This is a genomic window from Peribacillus sp. QJM3NY_7, assembly GCF_056173225.1.
This window is the reverse complement of record NZ_CM149663.1, coordinates 547,835-572,781: the sequence shown is the minus strand read 5'-3', so window position 1 is coordinate 572,781 and position 24,947 is coordinate 547,835. Positions and strand designations below refer to the sequence as shown.

Below are 24,947 nucleotides of genomic sequence, written 5' to 3'. Positions count from 1 at the left end.
TTTAGATTGATTCGTGATAAGCTTTTTCTCCATGAAGTGTAAGATCAAGCCCCATTGACTCATCTTCTTCACTGACACGCAACGGTACGAAAAGGTTAATGGCTTTAGCAACGATATAAGTGACTACGGCAACGAAGATATAGGTCGCAATGATCGCTACAAGCTGCTTCCACAACAAGTTGAAATCTCCATAGAATAAACCATTTGCACCGCTTTCGTTTACGGAAGTTGTCGCGAACAAACCTGTAGCGATGCCACCCCAAGTCCCGCCGATCCCATGTAATCCGAAAGCATCAAGCGCATCGTCGTAACCCAGTTTATTCTTCAGGAAGAATACGCCCCAGAAACAAACGGCACCGCCGATGACACCGATGATGATTGATGATGCGGGCGTTACGAATCCGCAAGCGGGTGTAATGGCCACCAAACCAGAAATGGCTCCGGATACTGCCCCCAGCAATGTTGCCTTTTTATTAGCCATATACTCGACGATCAGCCATCCAATGATACCAGCAGCTGCTGCAACAGCTGTATTAACGAATACATTCATCGCCACTCCATTGATTGTCAGTGCGCTTCCGACGTTGAAGCCGTACCAACCGAACCAAATTAATGATCCTCCAAGAAATGTTAAAGGAAGATTATGCGGCGCACTGTCCCCCGACTCTTTCCTTTTACCTAACATGATTGCCAATACCAAACCTGCAACCCCTGAAGATATATGAACAACGTTGCCACCTGCAAAGTCAAGTGTACCCAGTTCCGCTAACCAGCCTCCACCCCATACCCAGTGTGCAACGGGAGCATATACGAATAAAGACCATAGGATCGTAAAAATCAGGAATGCTGAAAACCTCATCCGTTCGGCAATGCCACCAGCTATGATAGAGACCGTTAAAACGGCAAAAGTCATTTGGAATAACATGAACAAACTATGGGGAATTGTTTCGCTGTAAGGTCCAGGTGCAAAACCCACATCCTTTAAACCAACCCAGTCCAGACCGCCCAGAAGTGAATTACCAGGTGAAAATGATAATGAATACCCAATCAGCACCCAAAGAATAGAAATGACAGCCAGAGGCATATAACTATGCATTGCCGTATTCAAGACATTTTTACTTTTTACCATCCCTCCATAAAATAGGGCAATCCCTGGTGTCATTAGCCAAACCATCATCGTCGCCAAAAACATGAATACCGAATCTGCCATTTGCATACTGTTTTTCCCCCTTTTTATATATGTTATGTTTATTAACACTATTATGTTATATTTTTTATCATATACTTAATTTTCTAATAATTCAACTTAATTTTTGTGTTTTTCAGAATAAATGTTAGATTAAATAACATCAATAAGAATAAAGGATCGGCAAATTTGATTTTATTGGTTTAATAGTTACTTTTCCGCATCTTCACGACTCCACGTCTGTCACATTTTACCCTCCACTTCACCCTCGAAAAAATCATTAAAAAAAGGGCCCTCCTATTGAGGACCCTTCAATAAATATTCATTAACAGCAACGAGACACTTTCCCACCCTTTGCGTTATACCGTTCATCCTGGGCTTCGCAGAAAAATTCTTTCCTGGTTTTCACGGGATCTTCAGGATGATGCTTTTTCATATGTGCCACATACGTATCATAACTTGGCACGCCGACGAGCAAACTGACGAATTGCTTTCTGTAGCTGAGAATTGTAATTATTCTTTTCAACATCGCTTTCCCTCCCTTATGACGACCTTGATACATAAGGCGCTTCATGTAAATCTATTTTCTGGTTCTTCAAGACTTTTATCCATAACCTAATGGCAGAAATCAGGACCGTGATCACCACGATCATGAAGATGGCACATAGGGCAGCATCCACATAATCATTGACGATAACCCGCTTCATCTCGGCCAGATTGGCTGCCGGAGCAAGAACTTCCCCACTATCATAAGCCGCTTTAAATTTATCCTTATGTGCTAAAAAGCCAATTGCCGGGTTTTCGTGGAACAGCTTTTGCCACCCTGCCGTCATGGTCACTATCAACAAGAATGTAGTGGGCACAAGAGTGACCCATGTGTACGCTTTTTTGCCCATTTTGAAAAGGACCGTCGTCCCAAGCAGCAACGCAATGGCGGAAAGCATCTGATTCGCGATTCCAAACAATGGCCAAAGGGTATTGATTCCGCCAAGAGGATCAATGACCCCTTGATAAAGGAAGTAGCCCCAACCGATTACACAAATGGCAGTCGCAATTATATTAGGCAGCCATCTATTCGTTTCGGCAAATGGTTTGTAAAAGGTGCCGATGATATCCTGTATCATAAAACGTCCCACCCTGGTTCCTGCATCAATGGTGGTCAATATGAACAATGCCTCGAACAGTATCGCGAAATGATACCAGAACGCCATCAGGGACGCCCCCCCAATCACTTGCGAGAAGATATGGGCCATGCCGATTGCAAATGTTGGAGCTCCTCCAGTACGGGATATAATGGTCTCTTCCCCAACATCGTCCGCAAGGCCGGTAATCATCTCAGGTGTCACAAGGAAACCCCAATCAGATATCGTAGCAGCCACTTGCGCTGGTTCCGTTCCCACAACGGCCCCCGGGCTGTTAATGGCAAAATAGATACCTGGCGTCAATACACAGGCGGCAATCATCGCCATGATGGCTACAAAGGATTCAGTCAACATCGCCCCGTATCCGATTGGACGTGCATGCGATTCACGTTCAATCATTTTAGGAGTCGTACCTGAGGAAACGAGTGCATGGAATCCCGATACCGCTCCACAAGCGATCGTAATGAATAGGAACGGGAATAAATTTCCGGAAAATACAGGTCCCGTTCCATCGATGAATTGAGTGACGGCAGGCATTTCAAGGCTCGGCATGACAATAAAGATACCAAGTGCAAGTCCGATGATCGTACCGATTTTCAAGAATGTACTTAAATAATCACGCGGTGCCAATAACATCCATACTGGCAAAACGGAGGCAACGAAACCATAGACAATCAACATGATGGCAATCGTTTCCCCGTCGAAAGTGAACATCGGCGCCAATGTTGCGCTCTCGGCTACAAAGCGGCCGAAATATAACGCGAGCATCAAAAGTATGATTCCGATAATCGACCCTTCACCAACCCGTCCCGGCCTTATATAACGCATGTAAATGCCCATAAGGACTGCAATCGGTATGGTCGAGGCAATCGTGAACATTCCCCACGGACTGCCCACCAGCGCTTTTACGACAACCAGGGCAAGTACCGCCAGTAAAATGATCATGATACCGAGGATACCGACCATCGCTATCAAGCCTGTAATCGGTCCAATCTCCTCTTTGATCATTTCTCCCAAAGATTTGCCGTTACGGCGCATCGAACCGAAAAGAATGATGAAATCCTGTACGGCACCAGCCAAAACAACTCCGACTACAAGCCATAGCGTCCCTGGCAAATATCCCATCTGAGCTGCAAGGATGGGGCCTACGAGAGGTCCGGCTCCGGCAATTGCTGCAAAGTGGTGGCCAAACAACACCCATTTGTTTGTAGGTACATAATCTTTCCCATCATTATTCGCTTCCGATGGAGTCTGGCGATTGTCATCTAGCTCAAACACTTTCCGTGCAATGAATTTACTATAAAAGCGGTATGCAATTGAATAAACACAGAGTGCCGCAGTAACAATCCACATGGCATTGATGCTTTCCCCCCGGTTTAGCGCAACGAAACCAAAACTCACCGCACCCAATGCAGATATGATCCCCCAAAGAATAATAGACTTAAGCGCTTTCATTTTTTTCCATCTCCTCTCTATCGATCTAGTGTACAACTATAAAAAACCTTCATTTATTAGGGGCCAGGGCTGTATTTCTCCCCGTACCCATTAAATTTAAAGAATTTTATATATATTCTGAATTATATGTTACCGTAAGGTTTTTTAGCAATAGCAATTTAGTCAATTTGTAAAGTATTTTCCATTATTTTGTCGATAATTCCCTCTTTTCCCACTTTGGTGGAATCAATGATTTTCATGCTTTATAAAAATCGTATTGTGTGAACGCATTTTTAGAAGGTTCATCATTAAATGAACGGGATGCGATCCGTTTATGATGCTCATTATGGGACCAACACAAAAAATGTGCGCCGGATGGCACACATTTTTTCTTTATCCTATCTGATTTTCCCTTAATGAGCTGCGGTTTAGATCGTAATAAAAACCCCTCTGCCGCAACAATTCATCATGGGATCCTTTTTCAATGATCCTTCCTTCATCAAGTACGAGGATTTGATCACTTTGCTGAATTGTATTCAATCTGTGGGCAATGACAAAACTTGTCCTTCCCTCCATCAAGCGGTGTAATGCTTCCTGAATTTTAAGCTCGGTTATCGTATCTATGCTACTTGTCGCTTCATCCAAAATCAATAAAACGGGATCCGCTAAAATAGCCCTGGCAATTGATAATAGCTGGCGCTGCCCCTGACTTATTCCACTGCCATCTTGATTCAAGATGGTATCGTATCGATCTGGCAGTTTCATGATAAAGGAATGGGCATTGGCAAGCTTGGCTGCATTCACCACTTCTCCATCTTCTGCCTCCAGCCGGCCGTAGCGGATATTTTCACGAATCGTACCTTGAAACAAGAAGGAATCCTGTAAAACGAAGCCCATATGCTTACGGAGACTGGACCTCGTCACCTGTTGGATATCCTGGCCGTCAATCAATATCCGGCCGCTGTTCGGCTCGTAAAAACGGGCAAGAAGATTAATGATCGTGGTCTTACCTGCCCCCGTGGGACCTACAAGCGCGATGGTCTCCCCTTTTTTTGCATGGAAACTAACATCATATATCGTTTGCTCTTCATCATTATACGAAAAGGAAACACCCTCAAAGTCCACCTCACCGCGGACTTCACGAAGTTCAGAAGCCTGTTTCTCATCCACTTCTTCTTCTTTTTCATCAAGTATGGCGAAAACCCGTTCAGCACCGGCAACAGCTGAGAGGAGTGTATTGAATTGGTTAGCCAGGTCATTGAGCGGACGGGTGAATTGCCTTGAGTACTCGGTGAAAATGACAATGACCCCGATGGAAACCGTACCTATGCCATTCAGCGCCAAAAACCCTCCGACAGCGGCTATTACCGTGAAACTTAAGTTGTTCAGTAAATTCATCAGTTTTGGAATCAGCCCTGAGTATGATTGTGATAGGAATCCGGCTTTCTTTAAATTTTCACTCCGGATGATAAAATCACGGATCACTTTATCTTCCTGTGAAAAAGCCTTTACGATCCGTTGTCCGGAAATCGTTTCTTCTATAAACCCATTCAGTTCTCCAAGGTTCTTCTGCTGTGCTTTAAACAGCTTTCCCGTCCTGTTCGTTATCCACCTCAGACCGAAGAACATGAGAGGAACGATGAATAAGGTTAGAATAGTTAATAAAGGGCTCAAATACAGCATGACTCCGATCGTCCCGACAAGTGTCAGCACACTTGAAAAGATCTGGATGACGGAACTATTCAAAGTGGAACTGACATTTTCAATATCATTCGTGACCCTGCTCATCAACTCCCCGTGCTGACGCCGATCAAAAAAGGGAATGGACAACTGGTGAAGCTTTTTGAATAGTTGATTGCGCATCGCATAAACCGTATCCTGTGCAATTCCAATCATCCAATAATTCTGAAGCCACATGGATAGGGAATAAAATATGTAGACTCCGAGAAGCCCTAAAAGAAGGCTGATCAGCCCCCCGCTATCTCTTGTGACAATATAATCATCAATGGCCATCCCAACAAGAAAGGGGCCAAGCAATCCCAAAACCGAGCTTATCAGTACCATGAAAAGGACACATAATAGCAGGCTTTTATTCGTTGCCAAGTAGGGAATGATCCTTTTTACCGTATTCCAGGAGTTGACCGGTTTAGACTTTGCCTTATCGGGAGATATTCTTCGACTCAAGCGAAATCTCCTCCTCCCCAAACTGTGAGCGAACGATTTTTCGATAAAGATCGCTTGTTTGCATCAAATCCTGATGTTTCCCCAGCGCAAGGACTTGACCGCTTTCCAGCAACAAGATTTTGTCAGCCTCCATGGCTGTACTGATTTTTTGTGTAATGATGAGCGTTGTGCATGTATAGTCCTTTAAAGCGGCAAGCAATTTACTTTCCGTCTTCAAATCCAGCGCACTTGTACTATCATCCAGAAGGAGAATCTTCGGTTTGCGCACCAATGCTCTTGCAATCGATAAGCGCTGTTTTTGCCCTCCAGACAGATTCACTCCTTTTTGCCCTAACTGGGTTTCATATTGCTTCGGAAGTTTCATTACGGTCTCATGGACCTGAGCATGCATGGCCGCAGCCATGATTTCCTCCATCGAGGCACCCTCTTTTCCCCAAGCGACATTATTTTTTATGGTCCCCGAAAAAAGCAGGGCCTCTTGCGGTACATAGCCAATCCTGTTCCGCAGCGAATTCAAGGGAATATCTTTCAGATCTTGGCCATCAATTTGAATGGAGCCGCTTTCAACTTCATATAATCTCGGAATCAGCTGAAACAGTGATGTCTTCCCTGATCCTGTCGCTCCTATGATGGCAAGCGATTCTCCTGGATCGATGGAGAAGGTCAGGTTTTTCAATATCGGGGTTTCGGTTCCAGGATAGCGGAAAGATACATCCAGAAACTTAATGCCTCCCCCATTGACGGCCCCACTCTTGCTTTCCGCCTTACCTTCATCAATATCTATCGGGGTTTCAAATATTTCCGTCACACGTTCCGCTGAAGCCTTTGCACGGGAAATGACCATGATCAGCCATGAAAAAACGGAAAGGGATGCCGCAATCCTCGTGGCATAGTTGACAATCGCCACAACTTCCCCTACCTGTATATCTCCCGTTGTTATAAATTCACTTCCAAGCCAGAGAATGATCAGAATCGCCACATTCATGACAAGCATCAGCACAGGCATCGTCGTTTCAATTAAACGAAGGGAAGACACAGTCTTTCTTTTCAACTCTTCATTCGCATCGTCAAATCGGCCGATTTCATGCTCCTTACGAAGAAAAGCCTTGATCAAGCGCATGCCTATCAGGTTTTCCCTCATGACTCCATTGACATTATCGAGTTTTTTCTGGACGAGCTTAAACAGCTTAGCCGCCCGTTTCATAACCCATCCCAAGAAGAAAACAAGAACCGGAATTGAAATGACCAATACGAGGGATAATTTCAAATCGACCGCAATAGCCATGATCGCTCCGCCGATTACGATCAACGGCGCCCTTGCCATGATACGCAAGCCCATAAAAACCGTATTTTGAAGTTGGGTCACATCATTCGTCATCCTTGTGATCAACGAGGAAGTCGGGATATTATTCAAGTTCGCAAAAGAAAACGCCTGTATTTTACCAAAAAGGCTTGTCCTGACATCATGTCCAAAGCTTTGACTTACATGTGATGCCGTAAATGAATTAACGATCCCGCCAAGAAATGAAAAAACGGAAAGTCCAACCATGACACTTCCCCATTTAATCACCACCGATAAATCTTTCTGCAAAATGCCATCATCAATGATTTTTGCTATAAATAGAGGTTGTAATAGCTCTACCCCGAGCTCGACAATCATTAAGGATAAAGCAAGAATGATCAAAAGCCAGTATGGCTTAAGAAATGAGGACAATTTTTTCATCTATGGCACCTTCGATTCTCCGTATGTAAATAGCATCTTTTCATCCTCTCATTATACATTTTTATACAGATTTTTTAAAAGATTTTAACTGTTTTAAAGCACTGGTAAATATCTTGATTTTTTTTGTAAATACCCTTGACAAATAACAGGAAATAAGCGAAAATTCTAATTGATAATGATTTTCAATTTCATTATCGATCTCTGAAATTTGATAAGCAATTACGATATTCTCTTATCGTACCCTTTTGATATTGTACATAGATACAATGTCGCCCCGGCTTCTCTGTGCCTAGTAAAATTATATGCTCATTAGCGAATGCAAGTCACTAGAATATTGCCCCCTCTTTATTCAAGTAATTTATTCACATTGGAAGCATATTAGGCAGCCGGGGATTATTTTTTTCAACTATTAAACTTACATATATGATTAAAGGAGCAGGATGATCATGAAACTAGAAGATATCATTAAAGAACGGCGCAGCATCAAACGATTTAAGGACATTCCTGTTCCTATTGATACCATCCAATCATTATTGGAAACTTCAACATGGGCACCGAACCATAAAATGACCCAGCCATGGCGCTTCGTCGTGGTGCATGGTGATAGCCGTTTAAAACTCGCAGAAGCAACACGTGCATTCATGGAAGGCAAAGAGAAGGACCCTGAAAAGAAAAAAGCAGCCGGACAGCGAGGATATAATAAACTCATAGGTGTACCGATGTTTGTCGCAGTGATCATGGAAGAGAATCCGAATCCCATGACACGTGAAGAAGATTATGCGGCTACAAGTGCCTTGATCCAGAATTTCAGCCTGCTTGCCTGGGAACAGGGAATCGGGATGATATGGGAAACATACGGCATGATACACAGCATGGAGTTTCGTGAAGCTTTGGGCGTGAAACCAGGCGAGAAGATTGTCGGCAGCCTTCACGTTGGCTATCCCGATATGATTCCTGCCCCTCGTCCAAGGAACGCGATCGATCAACTCCTGACCGTCATGGACTAACATAAAAGGAAGGCCTCCAATCTTCCAGTTGGAGGCTCAGACTGTAGACAAACTCGATGAAAACCGGGTTTTCTACAGTTTTTTTATGGCTTTTTTGAACGTCGATTTCCGCTCCAGGCACGCGCTTTTCCCGCAGGAGTCTCGTGCCTTACACTCCAATCACATATAGATATAACTTATTCCTACATTTTTTTGTATTATATAGAAGTATTTAACCAGGTAATAAGGATGCTTTTTAAACATGATTCTATTCAGCAAGATCAACTCGAAGTAATTACTTAAATCAATTGGTGCCAGTGAATCATTTAGCTCGTAAACTTGATGTGCCATTATTTGGTGCAAGATATGTATGAGGTTGAACGTCCCTTTTTATCCGTTTCAAGAGCGTCAACTCCGTTCTCCTCCAATTGCTTTAGCCACCTGAAAACAAACGCTCTGAACCCTACAGCGCGTCTGTTAGCTTGGAATGATTATCCCCACGGTCATTGCCACTACCATAAAGAACCAGATGAAAAAAATCCAGCGTATGTATAGTGATTAAAAGATCAATCACAAAAAACCCCCTTCTAAAAGGAGGTCCCTAAACGCTCATACTCAAAAGAACTCGTGATATAATGCCTGAATTGCCGTCTCTTCGTTGTGCCCTTTCACACCGAACATCATGCTTACCTCCGAAGAGCCTTGATTGATCATCTCAATATTCACCTTTGCTTCAGCCAAGGCTTTTGACGCTCTTGCCGTTGTACCGACATTATGGCGCATTCCTTCCCCTACAACCATGATCAAGGCAAGATCATGTTCCACATTCACTTCATCGGCATGAAGCTCTTTCTTGATTCGGGAAATGATTTTCTTTTCGGCATCCCCTTTCATCTGGTCCTGCCTTAGAATAAGCGTCACATCATCGATGCCTGATGGAATATGCTCATATGAAACTCCATAATCCTCGAGGATGTGCAGCAGTTTCCGGCCAAAACCAACTTCCCGGTTCATCAAATATTTGCTAATGTAAATACTGCAAAATCCTTTATCACTTGCAATCCCAATAACTGGCCCGTTCGTATTATCCCGTGTATTCACAATGCGGGTCCCTTGTGCCGCCGGATTGTTCGTATTCTGGATATGGACAGGTATTCCCGCCCGGAATGCAGGAATCAGCGCCTCATCATGAAATACCGAGAAACCTGCATAAGAAAGCTCACGCATCTCACGATAGGTTAGTTCCCGGATTCCCTTCGGATTGGAAACCACATTTGGATTCACCGCATAAACGGCATCCACGTCCGTAAAGTTCTCATACAAATCAGCTTTGACCCCATTAGCAAGAATCGAACCCGTAATATCGGAACCGCTTCTTGAGAAGGTTAACACATCACCATCTAACGTATATCCGAAGAATCCTGGGAATACAACGATTCCCGGCTCATCACGCAGAGCATATAACCGATCATAAGACTCTGGCAGCACCCTGGTGAATCCACCTTCATCCGTTACGATCAAGCCTGCCTTCTTCGGATTGATATACTGTGCCTCCACTCCAAGGCTTTGGAAATAACCTGCGACCAGCTTCGCATTATTATCCTCGCCACCTGCCTTCAAGGCATCCAGATAGCGCTTTGGGTTAGTTTGATCTGCATGCAGCAGCGCCATTAAATTTTCATGAATCCCTGTGATGACACTCTCGGATATATCCAACTCTTCCGCAATGCTCGCATAGCGGGATACAACATCTTCTATCAAATGCTCTCCGTTATCCCCGCGCAGCTGCTGTTCCGCAGCTTCAATCAATAAATCCGTCACCTTTATATCATCGGAATTGCGTTTACCTGGAGCGGAAACGACCACAATCTTCCTCTCTGGATCAGAAACAACAATTTCGAATACCTTCCTCAACTGATCACCTGACGCAAGTGAACTTCCACCAAACTTTGCAACTTTCATCTCGACATCCCCTATTTTCGTAAATATTCTGTCAAAATTAACACTCCCTATTATTACGCTTTTTCTCGAAACAATCAAGTGCAAATTCCATTATAGGAGGACATTTGTACTTTTAAAAAGGACAGAATGACAGGACCACTGATCGAAATTAGCTATAAACTAAAAAAAGACAACAGGCATATGCCCATTGTCCCTCCTATTCTTTAGCGATTATCCACGGTTTCCGGGTATAAGTCATGATTCATCAAGCGGTAATTCGCCATTTCCTCATACTTCGTACCTGGTTTCCCATAATTCGTGTAAGGGTCGATGGAAATTCCGCCCCTAGGTGTAAACTTGCCCCAGACTTCAATATATTTAGGGTCCATCAATTCGATTAAATCATTCATGATGATGTTCATGCAGTCTTCATGGAAATCACCATGATTGCGGAAGCTGAATAAGTAGAGTTTCAAAGACTTACTTTCCACCATTTTCACACTTGGAATATAGCTGATGTAAATGGTAGCAAAGTCCGGCTGGCCCGTGATTGGACATAAACTAGTGAATTCCGGGCAATTGAATTTGACGAAATAGTCCCGGTTCGGATGCTTGTTATCGAATGACTCAAGGATTTCAGGAGCATAGTCGAATGTATATTTTGTTCCTTGATTCCCAAGCAGTGTGATATCTTTTTTTAATTCTTCTTCTTTTCTTCCAGACATGAAAAGTCCTCCTAATCCCACATTTCAGGGAGATTCATAAAATGGGCCTCTATATAACAAAAACCATATCTCCTCAAAGATATGGTTGATTCGCAAAAAATATCAAAGCCATAGTTTTTTTAAGAGGGTGATGCTATGAACCTCTCCCGTTTATCGGGAAATATTTTAAAATTGTCATAGTAAATATAGAAAAAAATATCTAATCTGTCAATCATACATTTTAAATTTGGTTTGATTCCTAAGGGCATTCAGCTTAAAATGTAGAAGAAGTTTATCCTACATGAAGGAAGAGATTAAGTCAATGTGGATTTTTGCAGCACTCATCACGAGTTTATGTTTCGGAATCAATAACAGCATTTTTAAATGGAGCAGCGGAAAAGGGTATTCCAAGATACATATCCAATTTTTCTTTTATTTTTCAGCTTTTATTTTGTCCATTGTTTATGGAGTATTAATGGATGGTTTGCAGCTGAACTGGCTGTCCATCATGCTTGGTGCAGCAATTGGTGTACTGAACGCCAATGGTAACATCCAGATGGCAAGCGCCTTTGAAAAAGGTCCGGCAAGCTTGACATCTCCATTAATCGCAGCGAATGCCATATTCCCCATTCTCTGTGCAGCTTTAATTTTTCACGAACATATTTCTTCCTTGCAGTGGAGTGGAATCGCCTGCATGTTTATCGCTACATTAGTCATCCAATATACACCTAATGCAAAAGGTAATCATCAATATGTCCCATGGATGATGCACACATTACTCTCCATCTTATCTTTTGGTGTGCTCGGCATTCTTATGACGACATCAACACGTCTTCAATTAAACTCCCTTGATATCCTTGTATCAATGTATGGAGGCGGAATGCTTTATCTTCTTTCGGCTCTAGCCTTTAAAAAAGAAAAAATCAAGCTAAAGGAAGTCAAAATCGGTTCCTTAGTAGGCTTTTTAAGCATGATAGGCTATGGATGTTATTTCTTTGCGTTGAACACTGGCATAGCAAGCATCATTTTCCCAGTCGTCAGCCTGAACTGTTTGGTTGTCGTATTCGCTGGATGTTATATATTCAAGGAAAAACTAAAAAACTATCAAATTGCTGGTGTCCTTGCAGCATTAATCGGTATTATTTTAACTAAAATATGAATATAGTTCGTTTTAAAAAAACAACCTGGCTGTCATGTATACAAGCCAGGTCGTTTTTTAAAAAACCTGAAAATGGGGCATGTCAAAAAAAAGTGTTGACACTTCACATAAAATATCAGATAATTTTGAATATTAACTCTCACGATTTTAGCTTTTGAAATGTTTGATTATCCTTCTGCTACGGGTATAAAAGAAATAGGTACAACCACCTCATTTAATTCTGAATTAGGAAAGGAAAGATGCATAATGGTAAAAGTTACAGTAACAGTTGATTTCCAAGGAAAATCTTATCAAACTAACGTCCTTGCTAAACCGGGTACTGATCATGAAGTAATTTTACAACAAGCCCTCCATCAAGTTGAAAAACAATGGAAAGCATAAAAAAGCAGGCATCGCAATAGATACCTGCTTTTTTATTCCCTTAAATACTATCCCAAATACTTTTCATATGCACGATTAACGACCCTCTTGCAATCCCCTCCTACTTAATAACACTTTTAATTGTTTTTTTCAAAAGTCACTAAAATCAAGATGCCAGTTTGTGTACCAGAATTTTTATAATGAAAAAATATCTTTGAAATGGAGTTATATTAAAAGCCTTATAAAAAAGAAGGTATTTTTTAGGCGCGTCTCTGCTGTAGACAATTTAACCGTTAATTTCCACTCCAGGCACTCGCTTTCCGCGGGCGGTCCGGGAGCCTCCCCGGTGCCTTTGCGCCCGCGGTGTCTCCCTTGGACGCTTTTCCCGCAGGAGTCTCGCACACCCGCTCCAATCAACTATGTTTTAACCCTTTTGTTTACAAACTCAAAGACGGTCTTTTAAGGACCGTCTTTTTAATGTTCTATTAAACTAAATTTCTTATTAATGGCATGGAACGTTCTTGGAGGCTATCGGAAAACAGACTATAAGAAATGAGCTTCTTCTTGTACTGTTTAACTACATCCACGCGGTCGCTGTAAATATATACAAATAACCTAACATCCTTTTTGCCTCTTTTAGTATCAATGACCAATGGAGTCCCACTATTTTCTGGATGTAAAAACAATTCCTCATTCCCCGGGAATATATGATTTTTCTTCAAAAATTTAGCGCTATTAAAATAATTAATAACTTGAATTTTTTCTTCACCTTCCAAACGTTTTCCGTCAAAGGTTACGATCGCATTCCCGCCACTAATTTCTGAATGTATTTTAAATTTACTGATAATCCAATTAACTGCATCTGTTGGAAGACAGGAAACCAATATTTTTAACAAACTTAAGATGATTGTCACAATCAAAACCGGCAATGTCAATTCATCATCTCCGCTACATTTATTAATTAATTCTTATATAACTTATTATATCAAAAGTGGCTGATCGTTTTCTTAGTTGATGTGTCCGTTCTATTAGCGTTTTACCCCAGTAACACATTGCACTTAAACACACGGGAATGCTTCAAAAGTGAAAATCCCCATTTATAAATATAATGTTGTGAAATGGTTATACTAAACAAATGGATTCAGCCACATCCTTGTTACACAAACTTCCATGAATGAAATGGATAGGCCGGTATAAGAATTAACATACAAAAAAAACTGGACGTCATCAAGACGCCCAGCTTTTCCAGAATCGATTATTGGTATCCCCAAATCATTGTTAGCATTGTACCGAAAATTGTAACCAATGCAACGAACAATCCGTAATAAACGTTTGTGTAAATCGATGCTTTATCTTCAGACTCTCCTGCATGCATGAACATAACAAATTGAAGTGCTGCTTGCATGAAAGCTGTAACAAGTAGGATGATCACAGCCATTTTAAGTGAGAGATCAAACACAATAACTGATAATGCGACCAAAGTCAGAACTAGCGAAAAAGCAAATCCCATAACTTGGCCCCGTGGGAATAATTCTTTCATATTACATCATTCCTTTCAGGTAGACGAAACTGAAGATGAAAATCCAGACAACGTCCAAGAAATGCCAGTAAAGTGAAAAGATGAAAGCCTTGTTTGTTGTCTGTGGAGTCATACCTCGTTTTTTAATCTGCATGGTGATGAAGGTTCCCCAGAATAAACCAAGTGTAACGTGAGCTCCATGCGTACCTAGTAGTGTGAACAAACTAGATAAGAAAGCACTTGTTTGAATCGTTGCTCCTTCATGTACATATTCCACGAATTCATAAATTTCGACTCCTAAAAAGCCTAAACCAAGAATAAGGGTGATAATGAAGAAACCAATCGTCGCTTTCTGCCTGCCAAGTCTCATCGCATTGATTCCAAGACCTATGGTAAAACTACTAGTTAAAAGAAAGATTGTTTGAAACATTAGTGTTGGGACTTTAAAAAGATGTTCCCCTGTTGGACCATTTCCAGTACCACCAACTAAGACAAAATAAGTGGCGAACAGTGTAGCGAAAAGAGCTATTTCTGCTCCTAGGAAAATCCAGAATCCAAAAATCTTTAAGCGATTTTCTTCCGTGCTATATTCAAGTGGCAGCGAGTTATCTATTTTCATTACTTAGCACCTCGCAATTTATTTTCAGTTTCTTCGATCTCTTCAACAGAGATATAACGTCCGTGATCTTTTTCGAATGAACGGTGAATCATACAAGCAAAGATACCGATCGTTGCAATGATTGCAATGATCCACATGCTGAATACCAATGCAAAGCCCCAAACGAAGAAGATACAGCTCATGATAAACGGCACGCCACTGTTATTTGGCATATGAATCTTTTCTACTTTACCGCCAAATAATTTAAAGCCTTTTTTCTTTGCATCCCAGAATGCTTCTGTAGAAGCAACTGTTGGCACAATTGCAAAGTTATATTCAGGGATTGGTGTATGTGTAGCCCACTCTAGAGAACGTGCATCCCATGGATCGTTTGAGATATTTCTTGATGCATAACGAGTACTCCAATAGATATTGTACACAATAAGTGCAAAACCTATTGCTAAACCAATCGCTCCAACGAAAGAGAGCATATTCAATGGACCATATCCTGTTGATTCAGAGTACGTATACATACGACGTGCCTGCCCATCTAAACCAGTGATGAACATCGGGAAGAATGTTACATTAAAGCCGACTATAATGAACCAGAACGACCATTTTCCAATTTTTTCGCTCAACATGAAACCAAACATTTTTGGCCACCAGTACGTGAAACCGGCAAGTACGGCAAATACAGTACCAGGGATTAAAACGTAATGGAAGTGAGCTACTAAGAACATTGTATTATGGTATTGGTAGTCAGCACTTGCCATGGCAAGCATAACCCCTGTTACCCCACCGAGCGTGAAAATCGGAATGAAAGCTAAAGAGTATAGCATTGGAACGGTAAACACGATTTTACCTTTCCAAAGTGTGAACAACCAGTTGAAGATCTTAACACCAGTCGGCACGGCAATTGCCATCGTGGTAATCGAGAAGATTCCATTAACCATTGCACCGTGGCCCATTGTATAGAAATGGTGAGCCCATACAATGAAAGATAGTGTAGAAATAGCTACCATGGAGATAACCATCGAATTATACCCGTACAGGTTACGACGTGCAAATGTCGATATGATTTCACTGTAAATACCGAAAGCTGGAAGAATAACTATATAAACTTCAGGATGTCCCCAAACCCAGAACAAGTTTGCCCAAAGCATATCGCTACCGCCATTGGCCATCGTAAAGAATTGAGTTCCGAATAGACGATCCATTGTCATCAACGCAAGTGCCACTGTCAATACAGGGAAAGCGAAAACGATAATGAAGTTTGTAATCAAGATAGACCATGTGAACATTGGCATTTTCATTAAGTTCAGGCCAGGTGCTCTCATTTTCAAGATGGTCACGATAAAGTTGATACCAGTCATTAATGTACCAATACCTGCGATCTGAAGTGAAATCGCGTAATAGTTCGAACCGACTGATTCACTGAAATCGTTACTTGCCAGCGGGAAGTAAGATGTCCAACCTGCATCAGGAGAACCACCGACTACGAAAGAAATGTTAAATAGCATTGCCCCCATGAAGAATAACCAGAAGCTTACTGCGTTCAGACGTGGGAATGCTACGTCACGCGCTCCAATTTGTAATGGTGTAACAATGTTCATTAACCCAATGATAAATGGCATAGCCATGAACAGGATCATGACGACCCCGTGTGTTGTAAATACCTCATTATAATGCTGTCCATCCAAAAGACCGTTATCTGGAATAGCCGTTTGAGCACGCATCATAAGAGCATCGACGCCACCGCGGAAAAGCATAAGCAGTGCTGCCAAGATGTACATGATACCAATACGTTTATGGTCAACAGTTGTTAACCACTCACGCCATAAGTAACCCCATTTTTTAAAATAGGTAATTCCGGCAACAACCGCAATCATGGTTAAACCAATGGCAACCATGGATGCATAAATCGCAGGACTTGGATGAGGTACGGCAAATCGATCAAAGTAATCCATACTTTTGTGACTCCTTTCAGGAAAATATTCCTTATCTTGTAAACCTAGTTGTTTTATCGAACGAAATTAATTCTTAGTGATTCATGTTGCTGTGTTCTGAATGTTCCTCGTGTGAATCCTTGGAATCATGTTCTTCAGTATCAGAAGATCCGTGGTCATGACCAGCATTTTCCCCTTCAGGAGCTGGTGAAAACTCTAAGTGAGTTCCAGTGTATGTGGATTGTCCCACATGACCAGGTTTTAATAATTCATTGAATTTTTCCTCAGTAATCGGTTTAGCAGTAGCTTTAATTTCATCTACCCACTTATCGTAATCTTTTGCTGACAATGCATTAACGTTGAACGTTTGCTGAGCAAAACCTGAACCACTGAAGTTTGAATTTCGACCCATATACTCACCTGGTACATCAGCTGCTAAGTGCAACGTATTAACCATGTCCGACATCGCGTATTTTTGTCCTCCAAGTTGCGGAATCCAGAAACTTGAGATTGGACCGAATGAGTAAAGTTTAAATTCGATTGGTCGGTTAGTCGGTATAAACAGATAGTTGACCGTTTCGATATCTTCTTCCGGATAACTAAAATGCCACTTCCAGTTGGAAGATGAAGCGTAAATAACTAAAGGTTCTTGATCTCCGTATCCTTTAGGTGTTGCCTCAACTTCATTTGTTGTTTTAACAGTAACAACGGATAGGAAAGCGACGATTATAATTGGGATCGCAACCCAAATTATTTCAAGAACCTTACTTCCTTCAATATGAGGCGGTTCATAATCATCACGTTGTTTGGAAGCACGATATTTCATTATCATGAAGATATACAGTACCATAACGACAAGGACGACAAAGGCCATTGTCCATATCGAAATCATAATAACATCTGCTTGTGTTGCAGCTACTGGCCCTTTAGGGTCCAAGACCATTAATGGGTTATCGCAACCGGTTAGCACAGTGGCAATAGTAAAAAGTATAGTTAATAGAGCCCATTTTATTTTCATAGTACTACCCCTTTCTTACATAATAAAATTCCAATTGGTAATTATTCGGACAAAGTGTTACCATGTTCACAAACCCCGACATACCAATATTAATCCCAAGTCTAAAAAAAGACAATACAAAGTGACATCTGTCACATAAAGTTCAATAAAGAGCAGTAAGAAGATGGTAAATGAACGGAAATGTTCGAAAATCTTCAGCAAATGAAATATAATAATTGTTTAATAACATACCTATGGAATTCACTTATCATTCCAGGATTGCATATATTACCGGTCCACTATCCATTTATTATTACTCTAATATAATGAAATGAAAATTTCACATTATATTCTCCGTGTTTATTGCCTCAACCTCCCTCAAGAATATGAATGATATTACCTATCCTGTCAAGTAGGTATTTATCGTTGGAAAACATGATTTAAAACGGATTTTTTACACTCGGCCAGGGAAGTTGGTAAATGGTAGCCGCATTGGATATGATGTTGAATCCATGCTTCCAAACTCTATTGATCCAACACTGGTCAATATTATATGTATATAAGGAAACAACGAGTGGGTAAATTGGGCTCTTTCTCCTTGCAATACTTATTGCCCTTTCAGTATTCCTAACGAGCCGTTTACCAGTAGTCATAATTCATGGGTCGGCCAAACTTGTTGCAACTAGTGATGTTTATCGGTCAGCAGGACAGGTCTGAATTACAGAAAAGGACATTTGGTTGTTCATTAAACTTCGCCTTTGTAACCCACACTTCCTCATTGAATGAAACTTCAAGTAAAAATGCAAAAAAAACCACGAGAAAAGGACTTTTAAAAAATGTCCTTTTCTCGTGGATATAGTTCAAAGTTTAAAGTTAGAACTTCCTGCGTTCGGGCAGTTCGGTTTGGATATCCGAGCACATCGTGTGTATTCCATTAAATGAAAGGGTTGGTCATATTTTTGATACATAACGAGTGCAGTATATTGTATTGAATTAAAAAGTAGCCAACTGATAATTAATCCAAGTCCTCCACATAATGAAAGCGCATTCAATCATTCGGATCACTTTGACTCAAATTCTTTAGACAGGCGTTCATCCATGTTAGTAAATCTGATGATAGAATGCTCATTATGCTATATTCCTCGTTTTAGTTACTGAATTCTGTACTTCTTTTTGTTTGAGTGTTAGCCTTTGATTTCATTTTTATGATTTTAGTTGTTTCCGGTACAATTCTTTCACCTTTATGTGTTTTCATTACCATTTCTTCTGTCAGGACAAAAAATATACCAACTAGAAAAATTGCAGCTGCGCTTAGTGTGATGGCGATTCCAACGGAGGTAAATATATAATCTTTATTGTAATCGCTTACAATGAAACTTAAAGCAAAAATAATAATTCCGATTACACAACCTGTGCCCGATACCCATTTCACTGCATCTAACATCTTCTGATTAGCTTCCATAATTTCATCCCCTTTCTTTCTATTTTATGACATTTCACAAATTTGTCAAATCTTTTCTATATTTTAACATATTCACAATGGAAACCTTGACAAATAGAACACGCTACTATTAGCTTTTAGGTATTAAAGACTATATGAAGAATCTAAAAAACAGTGCAAATACACTATCTATTTTTCCGATATTAACCTTGTGTTTACTATTAAAAACTTCTAAATAAAAGGCCCCTGATGAATGATCAGGGGCCTTACCTCTTTCTATGGTTTTTGCAAGGTTATCGTTACCGTTTTCTCTTCAGTACCTCGGTATACTTTAATTTTTACTTTATCGCCGATTTTCTTATCTGTATATAAGTATTTCCTTAATGCTGCGGAAGTATTTATTTTCGTTCCATCAATCTCAACAATGATATCCTGTTGCTTTAGCCCTCCATTCGCCGCAGCCGATCCCGCTTCTATACTCGTCACCATTACACCGGACTTTACGGCTTCAGGAACATTTTGAATGTAATATTGCGGCAGTTCTTCCATACTGGCCAAGCTGACTCCTAAATATGGACGTGTGATTTTTCCATTTTCAATCAGTTCCGTAACAATCGGAATCACATCATTACTTGGTATGGCAAACCCTAAGCCTTCCACACCGTTTTCAGAAATCTTCAGACTGTTTATGCCGATCACTTCCCCAGCGGTGTTGATCAATGCACCGCCGCTATTGCCAGGGTTGATCGCTGCATCGGTTTGAAGGACATCAAGTGCCCACTCCCCGTCCGAGGTATCGACTGAAATGGTGCGTCCGTTGGCACTGACGATTCCTTGTGTAACCGATCTTGAAAAATCAAGTCCAAGTGGGTTGCCAATTGCCAATACTTCTTCACCTGGACGCATGCTATCAGAATTCCCGAATTTAATTCCCTCTGGTGCTTTCGAGGCATCAATTGTCAAAACCGCTAAATCCGTCAAAGCATCGGCCCCGACAACAGCTGCCGTTGCCTTTTGTCCGTCATACAATGAAATTTCGACTTCCTTAGCTCCTTCAATAACATGATTGTTCGTGATGATATAGGCTTTCCCATCAGCTTTTTTATAAATGACCCCTGAGCCAGTTCCGCTCTCAACCGTTTCGCTCTCCGTGCTTTGCCGCTGGTACGGGTTCTGGCTTTGCATCTCCTGTAAATTCACGACCCCTACAATCGATTTGGATGCTGATTCGACCATCTCTGCCCTATCATTTGAATCCGTACTTGTCGATAACTTTTCCGCCGTGACATTTTTATCCTTTTCAACACTGTCCGTTTGCTGTACACCTGCCGTTTCGGTTGACTCATTCACTGAACTTTTCCCTTGATCTATAAAGTCTCCGCCAAATAGAAATACAGATGATGTAACCATAGAAGCAACCGTTCCGGAAACAAGGCTAGTTATCCAGAGAGACTTACCCTTTTTCCGTTCTGCCTTGATTCTGACTTGCTCCTCACCATTATAATTCTCCATCTTTATCCCTCCTATGATTGTCCTTTTTTACTTGCCTCAATCATAAACAGGAATTATTAAAAAATCCTTAAGAAAATAAAGAATTCGGCTATCCTTTAACAAAAATCATAAAATTTTATCGAATCCTGTATGTTGCCGTACAACAAAATAAAATGGCCACAACAGGGGCCCCCCATTCGACCATTCATTTATCCTTACATGACTTCATAAACTTCTTTGGTCTCCTTATTCACACCATACCAGCCCCAAGTGGTTTTGTGTCCGCTTTTCTGACTAGGTTCATCTACCTCGAAAACATGAAAAATATAATCTCCCTTTTCGGCATCATGATCATATTCGATTTGCAATTGCGAAAAGTTTTCCATATCCACGTAATCCCTCACAAGCTTCTCCGCCTGAGATTTACTTAATGAACGATCCGAATCCTTGCTTCCTTCTTTGCCTTTTGTATCCGTTGCCGCCTTATCTTCTGCTTTGGATTCTTCCTCGGTTGTTTCCTCCGTGGACTTCACTTCATCATTGCCCACTACTGCTTCTATCGTGGCGGAGTCTGATACCGGGTGCATTTCCGCCGCCTTTGAAACCATTTGCTTACCTTCCCGGTATTTTGCTTTATATGCGGTTGCTTCTTCAAAATCTTTTTTGGCCGATTCAAAATCCTGTTCGTCGTATTTCTTCATTCCACTCGCCAGCAAACCTGAAAGATCCATTAACTCCCTTGATTTAGGTGTTTTTGCTTCTTTATAAGCTAATTCAAATGCCTCGTGGGCTTCTAAATAATTTTCCTCATTCAACTGACTTTTCCCTAAATCCATATTGGAATCATAATTCCTTGTTACGCAGCCTGAAGCAATCAACACAAAAAAAACAACCATGATTGACCTCTTCACTATATCACCACTCCATTTACCATATTATTCTGTAAATCCATCTTAAACCATTTGATAAGGAGTCCGATACCTTTATTTCCTATCTTTTTCATTAAGGAAATGTTTACTTCATGATTAACTTTTTACAAATAGTGGTACAGAATAGATAAATGCCGGAAAGGGTGATGTGCAGAATGATACAGGAAAAACATACCTACCATGTCGATTTGGTCAGCGGTGACGTACTCGGACAAAAACTTGAAGAGAATCCGAGCTTTACGGTGCACGCAACTGATGAGGAACTTGCAGAATTGAAACAATGCTTGGAGGAACACCGAAAAGATGACCTGGAGGCATATGCCCGATCACATGTGCCCTACCTTCTCTATCATCATGACCGGGCAAATGATAAATACGATGCAGCCATGAAAAGGCTTTATGCCTTAATTTATAAATTAGGGGATGAAACGGCACGAAATCATATTGAAGAAATTGGCATATTGAAAGATAACAAATTCGAGGGAAATGAAGAAGTGCAAAATTTCAAATAAAAAATAGAACAGAACCTGAAATTCAAAGGTTCTGTTCTTTTATGATCAGTTTTCCAAAAGGTTTTCATTCCCTTGTGAATCACTATGCATTTTTTGAGGAAAGTATTTTTAATCTACATATTTATCCTTCAAATAATCCGAACCGATACCGCCAATAACCATCAAAGCAAATGGTAAAAAACTCGCTAAAACTGGCATGCTCTTTAAAATGGTAATATCCGTGCCAGCAAATTTGTTAAGACCAAAAATAATTAATTTAGACACTAACAAAAATGCTCCTATTAGTAACAAGATATCAAAAAACATTTTCCAATTTGGAAATGCTAACTGCTTACTTTCCCGTATTATTTTTTCTTTCAATTCCTCGTCACTCCTTAATAATTCATCTACCGTAATCTGAAATAAATCACTCAGATTAATGAGTACTTCAATACTTGGATAATTTTTTCCCGTTTCCCATTTGGACACAGATTGGCGACTCACATGAATCTTCTCTGCAAGATCATTTTGTGACCAATTTCTTTTTTCCCGTTCTTTTTTTAAACGTTCGCTAAAAATCATAATGAGTTCATCGCCTTTCCTACGCCTAGTATTGTGAGATGAATCGTGCAAAGTAAAGATAGTAATAAGCGCAATACTATGCAACCTATGAGTGACACCGAGGAAAACCTTGATATATCAAGGGTATCCGTTTAACTTTATGGAACTGCTGCAGAAAGAAAAAATTTAAAAAAATAGCAGCCGTTAACAAGAAAGTGGCAGAAAAAAACCTTGTAAGATCGCTTCCTAATTTCACGAATCATTTTTTGTGGCTTTTGCAATTCCCAATTCTTCAGTATGATTCCGTTAGTAAAAAAACTTAACGGAAACTGTTCTTTATAGATATCTTTTCCTCATTATTTGCAGTTCAAATGAAGGTCATGTTCCTGCATCGTTTTAAAGATAGTTTTTACCTTACCTTGAATATATAATTCTGCAAAGGATCATACGTTAAGAAGGCCCCCGATGAGAGGCCTTCTTCTGGAACAAACTCTATTATTAGTTGTAGAAAATAGCTTTATAGGGTCCAATCGATAAGCAATCCAGCTTGAGCTAATCCACCGCCGAAACCATATAATAGAACCTTCTCACCACCACGGAGCTTCCCTTCTTTTATCCCTATTTCCAAAGATAAGGGAATTGTTGCTGAAGAAGTATTTCCATACTCCACTAAGCTATATAAAGTTCGTTCGATTGGAAAGCCGCTTCTTTCACATATTGACTCGATCATTCTTAAATTTGCACTATGCGGTACGAACCAATCAACATCATTCAATTGATATTCTGCATTTTTCACCACAGTTTGCATTCCTTTTGGAACGGTCGTGACAGCCCATTTATAAACCTCACGTCCGTTTTGTACAAGGTTGCCGCTATCATTTAAGTCTTCCCCATTTATGCGTGTCGACAGGTTTGTACTATATAAATGTTTTCCGCCTTCACCCTCCGAATATAAATGTGAAGAAAGAAAACTTGGCTGTTTTTCATCATATTCTACAAGAACTGCTCCTCCGCCATCTCCAAATAAAATACAAGTGGCTCGATCTTCATAGTCCATAAGTTTTGATAAAGTATCCGCTCCAATAACTAGGATTTTCTTATTTAATCCCGATGTTACTAATCCATTAGCTACATGGAGCCCATAAGTAAATCCTGCACAGGCAGCGTTTAAATCAATAGCTCCAGTATTCTTAATGCCTAGCTTTGCTTGGACTAAAGATGCTACACTTGGAGTGTTGAAATCAGAAGTAAAGGTACAGACAATGATCATATCAACATCTTCGACAGATTTATCATACCGTTCCATTAAATCCTTTACAGCTTTATAACCTATATCACTAGTAAACTCCTCTTCATGTGCAATTCTTCGTTCTTTAATACCGGTACGTTTAACAATCCATTCATCATTGGTTTCAACCATTTTTTCTAAGTCTTTATTTGTTAACCTTTTTTCAGGAACATACGAACCTATCGCAGTAATACGTGCTTTGGATTTGAACATAGAATAGCCACCTCGTGTGTATGAATTGCATCATTTTATAACTTGATATTAACACCTGGTACTAATTATAAAGCAAAAAAAATCTTATGCAACTAACCGTTACATTAAAAAAAGAGCGGGCGGGGCAAAGCAACTTTAAAGGAAAGCACCTGTTAGTTCAATACAATCTTTAGAGAGAATGCCAAAAGTCATCTTCAAGACATTTCCTCTAATAATATTAAATTCTGCTTGCCTTACTGAACTTATCAAAAAAGTCCATACTACTAGTTGATGCAGATCTTATTTATGATGACGACAGATTTGATCTTGCCTTTCGAGGTTTTGTTCGACTGCATATGTAGTGCCCCATTCACACATTGTATTTAATACAGGTACAAATGATTGACCTAACTCAGTTAAACTATATTCTACTTTTGGTGGTACTACTTTATATACTTCTCTTCGGACAAGCCCATCTCTTTCCAGCTGCTTTAATTGGTCGGTTAAGACTTTCTGGGTTATGGCCGGTATTAGAATATAAAACTCTTTTGTCCTCATTGGTTTTTGACTCAGAAAAAAGAGGATTAAGCATTTCCACTTTCCTCCTACAGTATTCATGAAAATATTTATTCCCGTATTTAGACTCTTCACTCCTCATTCCTCCTGAATAGGCAC

22 protein-coding genes and 1 riboswitch are annotated in these 24,947 nt (G+C 40.5%); of the genes, 4 read left to right on the top strand and 18 right to left on the bottom strand.

Annotated elements, in window-relative coordinates; translation table 11 throughout:
• Position 1: 1 nt before the first annotated feature.
• The 5 genes from AC0VX1_RS02785 to AC0VX1_RS02765 all read right to left on the bottom strand — a co-directional run bounded on the left by AC0VX1_RS02785 (position 2) and on the right by AC0VX1_RS02765 (position 7,669).
• The gene (locus tag AC0VX1_RS02785) at positions 2–1,216 is read right to left on the bottom strand and encodes an ammonium transporter (RefSeq protein WP_063577454.1); all 1,215 of its coding nucleotides are present in this window, start codon (positions 1,214–1,216) and stop codon (positions 2–4) included.
• Between the two features lie 295 nt (positions 1,217–1,511).
• Positions 1,512–1,715 (bottom strand): YbdD/YjiX family protein, encoded by a 204-nt coding sequence (locus AC0VX1_RS02780; RefSeq protein WP_063577455.1) that lies wholly within the window; start codon positions 1,713–1,715, stop codon positions 1,512–1,514.
• A 13-nt stretch (positions 1,716–1,728) separates the two neighbouring features.
• Entirely contained in the window at positions 1,729–3,783 is a 2,055-nt protein-coding gene (locus AC0VX1_RS02775; protein ID WP_475469777.1) for a carbon starvation CstA family protein, read from the bottom strand.
• Positions 3,784–4,155: 372 nt separating this feature from the next.
• Positions 4,156–5,946 carry an ABC transporter ATP-binding protein gene (locus tag AC0VX1_RS02770; RefSeq protein ID WP_413009574.1) on the bottom strand — a complete coding sequence of 597 codons (1,791 nt, stop codon included), beginning with the start codon at positions 5,944–5,946 and terminating at the stop codon, positions 4,156–4,158.
• Positions 5,921–7,669 carry an ABC transporter ATP-binding protein gene (locus AC0VX1_RS02765; RefSeq protein ID WP_475469774.1) on the bottom strand — a complete coding sequence of 583 codons (1,749 nt, stop codon included), beginning with the start codon at positions 7,667–7,669 and terminating at the stop codon, positions 5,921–5,923. Before AC0VX1_RS02765 ends, AC0VX1_RS02770 begins: the two co-directional genes overlap by 26 nt.
• Before the next feature lie 446 nt (positions 7,670–8,115).
• Between AC0VX1_RS02765 and AC0VX1_RS02760 the strand changes: the two genes are divergently transcribed.
• Positions 8,116–8,676, top strand: a complete 561-nt coding sequence (locus AC0VX1_RS02760; RefSeq protein WP_054397999.1) for a nitroreductase family protein — start codon at positions 8,116–8,118, stop codon at positions 8,674–8,676.
• A gap of 594 nt (positions 8,677–9,270) precedes the next feature.
• Here the strand turns inward: AC0VX1_RS02760 and AC0VX1_RS02755 are convergent.
• Both AC0VX1_RS02755 and queF read right to left on the bottom strand, forming a co-directional pair.
• A complete protein-coding gene (locus tag AC0VX1_RS02755; RefSeq protein WP_096338882.1) occupies positions 9,271–10,617 on the bottom strand; it encodes an aspartate kinase in 1,347 nt (448 codons plus the stop codon).
• A gap of 203 nt (positions 10,618–10,820) precedes the next feature.
• A complete protein-coding gene (gene queF / locus AC0VX1_RS02750; protein ID WP_034305880.1) occupies positions 10,821–11,321 on the bottom strand; it encodes a preQ(1) synthase in 501 nt (166 codons plus the stop codon).
• Positions 11,322–11,425: 104 nt separating this feature from the next.
• A riboswitch (PreQ1 riboswitch) is annotated at positions 11,426–11,471 on the bottom strand.
• Between the two features lie 130 nt (positions 11,472–11,601).
• Here queF and AC0VX1_RS02745 point away from each other — a divergent pair.
• Positions 11,602–12,459 (top strand): EamA family transporter, encoded by an 858-nt coding sequence (locus AC0VX1_RS02745; protein ID WP_230134444.1) that lies wholly within the window; start codon positions 11,602–11,604, stop codon positions 12,457–12,459.
• 246 nt (positions 12,460–12,705) lie between these two features.
• A complete protein-coding gene (locus AC0VX1_RS02740) occupies positions 12,706–12,840 on the top strand; it encodes a BA3454 family stress response protein (RefSeq protein WP_034305885.1) in 135 nt (44 codons plus the stop codon).
• A gap of 464 nt (positions 12,841–13,304) precedes the next feature.
• Here the strand turns inward: AC0VX1_RS02740 and AC0VX1_RS02735 are convergent, their stop codons facing one another.
• The 8 genes from AC0VX1_RS02735 to AC0VX1_RS02700 form a co-directional block, all read right to left on the bottom strand.
• Positions 13,305–13,754 (bottom strand): YfmQ family protein, encoded by a 450-nt coding sequence (locus AC0VX1_RS02735; protein ID WP_413009565.1) that lies wholly within the window; start codon positions 13,752–13,754, stop codon positions 13,305–13,307.
• Between the two features lie 320 nt (positions 13,755–14,074).
• Positions 14,075–14,359: a cytochrome aa3 quinol oxidase subunit IV gene (gene qoxD / locus AC0VX1_RS02730; RefSeq protein WP_096338881.1), complete on the bottom strand. Its 285-nt coding sequence runs from the start codon at positions 14,357–14,359 to the stop codon at positions 14,075–14,077.
• A gap of 1 nt (position 14,360) precedes the next feature.
• Entirely contained in the window at positions 14,361–14,957 is a 597-nt protein-coding gene (gene qoxC, locus AC0VX1_RS02725; protein WP_057278578.1) for a cytochrome aa3 quinol oxidase subunit III, read from the bottom strand.
• Entirely contained in the window at positions 14,957–16,903 is a 1,947-nt protein-coding gene (gene qoxB, locus AC0VX1_RS02720) for a cytochrome aa3 quinol oxidase subunit I (protein ID WP_057278577.1), read from the bottom strand. The genes qoxC and qoxB overlap by 1 nt, the downstream gene beginning before the upstream one ends.
• Positions 16,904–16,976: 73 nt before the next feature.
• Positions 16,977–17,900: a cytochrome aa3 quinol oxidase subunit II gene (gene qoxA / locus AC0VX1_RS02715; protein ID WP_034305893.1), complete on the bottom strand. Its 924-nt coding sequence runs from the start codon at positions 17,898–17,900 to the stop codon at positions 16,977–16,979.
• A gap of 1,126 nt (positions 17,901–19,026) precedes the next feature.
• The gene (locus tag AC0VX1_RS02710) at positions 19,027–19,341 is read right to left on the bottom strand and encodes a hypothetical protein (protein WP_057278575.1); all 315 of its coding nucleotides are present in this window, start codon (positions 19,339–19,341) and stop codon (positions 19,027–19,029) included.
• A gap of 255 nt (positions 19,342–19,596) precedes the next feature.
• Positions 19,597–20,832 carry a S1C family serine protease gene (locus tag AC0VX1_RS02705; protein ID WP_063592238.1) on the bottom strand — a complete coding sequence of 412 codons (1,236 nt, stop codon included), beginning with the start codon at positions 20,830–20,832 and terminating at the stop codon, positions 19,597–19,599.
• Between the two features lie 194 nt (positions 20,833–21,026).
• Complete coding sequence (locus AC0VX1_RS02700; RefSeq protein WP_475469769.1) at positions 21,027–21,707, bottom strand: hypothetical protein; 681 nt, start codon at positions 21,705–21,707, stop codon at positions 21,027–21,029.
• Between the two features lie 188 nt (positions 21,708–21,895).
• On the opposite strand from AC0VX1_RS02700, the gene AC0VX1_RS02695 reads away from it, so the two are divergent.
• Positions 21,896–22,252: a hypothetical protein gene (locus AC0VX1_RS02695; protein ID WP_063577463.1), complete on the top strand. Its 357-nt coding sequence runs from the start codon at positions 21,896–21,898 to the stop codon at positions 22,250–22,252.
• Positions 22,253–22,360: 108 nt separating this feature from the next.
• Here the strand turns inward: AC0VX1_RS02695 and AC0VX1_RS02690 are convergent, their stop codons facing one another.
• From AC0VX1_RS02690 to AC0VX1_RS02680, 3 genes are all read right to left on the bottom strand, one after another.
• Positions 22,361–22,813 (bottom strand): helix-turn-helix domain-containing protein, encoded by a 453-nt coding sequence (locus AC0VX1_RS02690; RefSeq protein WP_095678679.1) that lies wholly within the window; start codon positions 22,811–22,813, stop codon positions 22,361–22,363.
• A 496-nt stretch (positions 22,814–23,309) separates the two neighbouring features.
• Complete coding sequence (locus AC0VX1_RS02685; RefSeq protein ID WP_475469766.1) at positions 23,310–24,293, bottom strand: beta-ketoacyl-ACP synthase 3; 984 nt, start codon at positions 24,291–24,293, stop codon at positions 23,310–23,312.
• Positions 24,294–24,572: 279 nt separating this feature from the next.
• Positions 24,573–24,923 (bottom strand): winged helix-turn-helix transcriptional regulator, encoded by a 351-nt coding sequence (locus tag AC0VX1_RS02680; protein ID WP_034305903.1) that lies wholly within the window; start codon positions 24,921–24,923, stop codon positions 24,573–24,575.
• Positions 24,924–24,947 lie beyond the last annotated feature (24 nt).

Excerpts from the sequence above, each read along its gene's own strand:
- AC0VX1_RS02740 (WP_034305885.1), top strand. The coding sequence starts at position 12,706 with ATGGTAAAAGTTACAGTAACAGTTGATTTCCAAGGAAAATCTTATCAA.
- qoxC (WP_057278578.1), bottom strand. The coding sequence starts at position 14,957 with ATGAAAATAGATAACTCGCTGCCACTTGAATATAGCACGGAAGAAAAT.
- AC0VX1_RS02760 (WP_054397999.1), top strand. The coding sequence starts at position 8,116 with ATGAAACTAGAAGATATCATTAAAGAACGGCGCAGCATCAAACGATTT.
- qoxB (WP_057278577.1), bottom strand. The coding sequence starts at position 16,903 with ATGGATTACTTTGATCGATTTGCCGTACCTCATCCAAGTCCTGCGATT.
- AC0VX1_RS02775 (WP_475469777.1), bottom strand. The coding sequence starts at position 3,783 with ATGAAAGCGCTTAAGTCTATTATTCTTTGGGGGATCATATCTGCATTG.
- AC0VX1_RS02780 (WP_063577455.1), bottom strand. The coding sequence starts at position 1,715 with ATGTTGAAAAGAATAATTACAATTCTCAGCTACAGAAAGCAATTCGTC.
- queF (WP_034305880.1), bottom strand. The coding sequence starts at position 11,321 with ATGTCTGGAAGAAAAGAAGAAGAATTAAAAAAAGATATCACACTGCTT.
- qoxD (WP_096338881.1), bottom strand. The coding sequence starts at position 14,359 with ATGAAAGAATTATTCCCACGGGGCCAAGTTATGGGATTTGCTTTTTCG.
- AC0VX1_RS02685 (WP_475469766.1), bottom strand. The coding sequence starts at position 24,293 with ATGTTCAAATCCAAAGCACGTATTACTGCGATAGGTTCGTATGTTCCT.
- AC0VX1_RS02705 (WP_063592238.1), bottom strand. The coding sequence starts at position 20,832 with ATGGAGAATTATAATGGTGAGGAGCAAGTCAGAATCAAGGCAGAACGG.
- AC0VX1_RS02765 (WP_475469774.1), bottom strand. The coding sequence starts at position 7,669 with ATGAAAAAATTGTCCTCATTTCTTAAGCCATACTGGCTTTTGATCATT.
- AC0VX1_RS02710 (WP_057278575.1), bottom strand. The coding sequence starts at position 19,341 with ATGGAAGCTAATCAGAAGATGTTAGATGCAGTGAAATGGGTATCGGGC.
- AC0VX1_RS02785 (WP_063577454.1), bottom strand. The coding sequence starts at position 1,216 with ATGCAAATGGCAGATTCGGTATTCATGTTTTTGGCGACGATGATGGTT.
- AC0VX1_RS02745 (WP_230134444.1), top strand. The coding sequence starts at position 11,602 with ATGAAGGAAGAGATTAAGTCAATGTGGATTTTTGCAGCACTCATCACG.
- qoxA (WP_034305893.1), bottom strand. The coding sequence starts at position 17,900 with ATGAAAATAAAATGGGCTCTATTAACTATACTTTTTACTATTGCCACT.
- AC0VX1_RS02695 (WP_063577463.1), top strand. The coding sequence starts at position 21,896 with ATGATACAGGAAAAACATACCTACCATGTCGATTTGGTCAGCGGTGAC.
- AC0VX1_RS02700 (WP_475469769.1), bottom strand. The coding sequence starts at position 21,707 with ATGGTTGTTTTTTTTGTGTTGATTGCTTCAGGCTGCGTAACAAGGAAT.
- AC0VX1_RS02755 (WP_096338882.1), bottom strand. The coding sequence starts at position 10,617 with ATGAAAGTTGCAAAGTTTGGTGGAAGTTCACTTGCGTCAGGTGATCAG.
- AC0VX1_RS02690 (WP_095678679.1), bottom strand. The coding sequence starts at position 22,813 with ATGATTTTTAGCGAACGTTTAAAAAAAGAACGGGAAAAAAGAAATTGG.